Source organism: Dietzia maris (assembly GCF_014144855.1).
Lineage (GTDB): Bacteria > Actinomycetota > Actinomycetes > Mycobacteriales > Mycobacteriaceae > Dietzia > Dietzia kunjamensis.
Window position 1 is genome coordinate 1 of sequence record NZ_JAALDN010000137.1, and the last position, 3,243, is coordinate 3,243.

5 protein-coding genes are annotated in these 3,243 nt (G+C 71.8%); 3 read left to right on the forward strand and 2 right to left on the reverse strand.

What is annotated here, in order from left to right; all coding sequences use genetic code 11:
* A partial coding sequence (locus tag G6024_RS05255; RefSeq protein WP_235027766.1) for a sortase domain-containing protein occupies positions 1 to 187 on the forward strand: 187 nt, incomplete at its 5' end.
* A 4-nt stretch (positions 188 to 191) separates the two neighbouring features.
* A complete protein-coding gene (locus tag G6024_RS05260; RefSeq protein WP_182640320.1) occupies positions 192 to 344 on the forward strand; it encodes a hypothetical protein in 153 nt (50 codons plus the stop codon).
* A gap of 57 nt (positions 345 to 401) precedes the next feature.
* Here the strand turns inward: G6024_RS05260 and G6024_RS05265 are convergent, their stop codons facing one another.
* Complete coding sequence (locus G6024_RS05265; RefSeq protein WP_235027767.1) at positions 402 to 1,193, reverse strand: SurA N-terminal domain-containing protein; 792 nt, start codon at positions 1,191 to 1,193, stop codon at positions 402 to 404.
* Between the two features lie 150 nt (positions 1,194 to 1,343).
* Entirely contained in the window at positions 1,344 to 2,483 is a 1,140-nt protein-coding gene (locus G6024_RS05270; protein WP_159148229.1) for a baeRF3 domain-containing protein, read from the reverse strand.
* A gap of 106 nt (positions 2,484 to 2,589) precedes the next feature.
* Here G6024_RS05270 and G6024_RS05275 point away from each other — a divergent pair.
* Positions 2,590 to 3,243 (forward strand): MFS transporter (locus G6024_RS05275; RefSeq protein ID WP_159148230.1); only part of this gene is annotated, 654 nt, incomplete at its 3' end.

Below are 3,243 nucleotides of genomic sequence, written 5' to 3' on the forward strand. Positions count from 1 at the left end.
GGGCGAGGCGGGCGAGGCGGGCGAGGCGGTGGCGGGCGCGGACGACGCGACCGAGGCCCCCGAGCGCCTGCTCACCCTGACCACCTGCCACCCGATGTACTCCAACGCCGAGCGGCTCATCGTGCACGCCGCCCTCGTGGAGACCACCGCGAAGACCGACGGCCGCCCGGCCGCCCTGGAGGAGTGAGCCGATGTACGCCTACCTGTGGCGATCCCTGCCCGGCCCGCGGCCGGTCAAGGTCGCGCTCGTCCTCATCCTGCTGGCGGCCGTGTTCGTGCTGCTCATGGAGGTCGTGTTCCCGTGGGTGGCGCAGCAGCTGCCGCACACCGACGTCACCGTGTAGGCAGAACCGCCGCGCAGTCGCCGTGACCGTGGCGGCGACGTCACCGCGGCGGGCGCCCTAGATATGGACGGTCACGTCCGCGTCCTCGCGCAGCTTCTGCGACAGCTCCTCCATCGCGCCGGCCTCCTTCTCGGCCCGAACCTGCTCCTCGACCTGGCCGCGCACCTGCTCCAGCGGCGGCAGCCCGCCACCGCCGGCCGCACCACCGCCGGACATCGCCTGCTGCTGCGCGACCTGCTCGTAGGCGGCCTGCACCTCGGCGTCGGTCGCCTCGAACACCCCGTACTCGTCGGTGATCAGCTTCTGGACGCGCAACTGCTTGTCGATCTGGTCCAGCACGGCCTCGCGGTCCAGGCCCTGCCCGCCCATCGCCTCGACGAACTCGTCGGTACTGACCTGGTTGCGTTCGGCGAACACGGCCAACTCGGCCTGGATCTCATCATCGGAGACCTCGATCCCCCGCTTACCGGCCTCCTGCGTGAGCAGTTCGGTGCCGATCAACCCGTCAGTGGTCAGCTCCTTGAGCTGCGCCTCGTCAACGGGCTGGCCGGACATCTGGGCCTGCATGCTCATCTGCTGGTACTGGTTCTCGAACACCGACAGGAACTCGTCGCGCGAGATCTCGGTGCCGTTCACCTCGGCCACCGGGTCGGGGATGTCGGAGGTGTCGGGCCCGTCCGCGGACTGCTCGCCCTCCTGCCCGGGCTCGGTCGCCTGTTCGGACTGCTCGGCCGCTGCCTGCGTCTCCGCGGCGCCGCCCTCGTCGTCGTCGCCCCCGGCGCCGCAACCCGCGACCACCAGTACGAGTCCTGCGGCGGCGACCGCCGACCTCCATGTTCGTGAGCGCACTCGATCTCCTGACGTTGACGTGTGCGTGAAGCCGCGACGCTACACATCCGAGTTGAGCGGGAGCTGTGCACGAGACGCCAGCGGGTGCGGGCAGCGCGCCGTCACGCGCCGCCCGCACCCGCGTCGTCGTCGGGGGTCAGGGGTCGGGGGTCAGAACCGGAGGATCGCGCCCTCCGCCACGTCCTTCGGCAGGGAGTCCACCACGACCACCGATCCGGACGTGGCCAGGACCTGACCGACCGCGGTGTCCAGATCGTCGGGGCCGTGCTCGGCGGTGCAGCGGCGGCGGGTGAGCAGCAGTGTCTCGACGCGTCCCTCGCGGGCGGCGTGCAGGATGTCCGACCCGCCACCGGCCAGTGCGCGACCGGCGCCGATCGCGTCACCGAAGCGTTCCGCGACCGCGTCGGACTGCCGTTGCATCGCCGGCCGGACCACCGCCCACGCCCGCTCGTGCAGTTCGGCGGGCGACAGGGCGTCCGGGTTGCCGGCGGCCACCTCGTCCACCAGGTGTTCGTAGTTCAGGTACCCGCGGAACTGCGGGAGATGCTCGGTCACCGCCGCAAGGACGACGGGCCGCCGATCGTTGGGGCGCAGCGCCTCCTGCAGCCCCTTCGCGATCTGCCGCAGGAACTTCTCCCGCTGCACGTCCCCGACCTCGGCGCCCGTGCCGTGACTGTGCACCATCCCCCCGCCGGCCCTGTTCGCCCCGGGGCCGGCGCCGGCTGCCCCGCTGAAGCGCTGCTGCTGGTGCGAGGGCGGCTGGATATCGCCGGCCATGTCGTCGATCGAGGACGGGATCGAGCCCAGGTCGAGCTCGCGGATCGTCGAGGCGGTGCCCTCGAGGAGGCGGACCTTGTTCTGGCTGCCCGCGAGGACCAGGAACTCGCCGTCACCGACCGCGGCCGGCACGACCGGCCGGACGGCGAACCGGTCGCTCACGTGGACCGCCTCGGCGACGTCCGTGGACAGGCGGTACGCGCGCCAGAACCCCTTCGACGCGAACAGCGCGAGACCGTCGGACAGACGCTGCCAGTACGCGTCGTCCTCCAGCAGGGCGACCAGCGGGCCGAGGATCTCGTCGGACTCCTCCTGGGCCACGCCGTGCGCCTTGAGCCGGGTCTCGGCGTCCTTGATGAGCGACTTGGCGCGGATGGGGTTCTCGCGGACCTCTGCCCCGGCCCGGGCCGTGGGCAGGAAGATCGACACGGCCCGGCCGCTGGCGGTGCCCAGCTCGGCGAGGTCGGTCAAGGGGATCGGATCGACTTCTGCGGTGCGGGTGACATCAGCCATGACCTGACGCTACTGATCGCGACGGCGCTCGGGTAGGTCGTGACAGGGTTGTTGCGCGCCCGTGACCGTCGGGCCCGGGACGTCCGCCGTGGATACCATCGCGGAAGTGACCGATGCGCCCGTGACCCCCGCGACGACCCGGCCGGTCAGCACCGCCCGGGTTCTCACCACCCTGATGGTCCCGATGTTCATGGCGCTGCTCGCGCTGTCGGTGATCAACGTGGCGCTGCCGGTGATCGGCACCGCCCTGGACTCGGATTCGCGGGGATTGCAGTGGGTGGTGTCCGGGTACGCGTTGGCGTTCGGGCTGTTGCTCGTGCCGTCGGGGCGGTTGGGCGACGCGACCGGACGCAAGCGCCTGTTCCTGGCGGGTGTGGCGGTGTTCGTGGGCGGGGCGGTGGTCGCCGGGTTCGCCCAGTCGATCGAGATGCTCAACCTGGCGCGCCTCATCCAGGGCGTGGGGTCGGGGATGCTCAACCCGCAGACGTTCGGCCTCATCCAGAAGTACTTCCGGGGTGGGGCGCGGGCGCGCGCGTTCGCCACGCTGGCCACGACGGTCTCCATCGCCACCGCGTCGGGGCCGCTGGTCGGCGGGTTGCTCATCGAGGTCCTCGGCGATGACCTCGGGTGGCGCGCGATGTTCCTGGTCAACGTCCCGCTCGGCGCGTTGGCGCTGGTGTTGGGCTGGCGCTGGTTGCCCGACGACCGCCGCCTCCCGCCGGGCGAGGCGGGGCCCGACGTGGGTGGGTCCGCCGCGCGT

Bases quoted from the DNA above. Each gene is read 5' to 3' on its own strand.
- G6024_RS05260 (WP_182640320.1), top strand. From the start codon at position 192: ATGTACGCCTACCTGTGGCGATCCCTGCCCGGCCCGCGGCCGGTCAAG.
- G6024_RS05270 (WP_159148229.1), bottom strand. From the start codon at position 2,483: ATGGCTGATGTCACCCGCACCGCAGAAGTCGATCCGATCCCCTTGACC.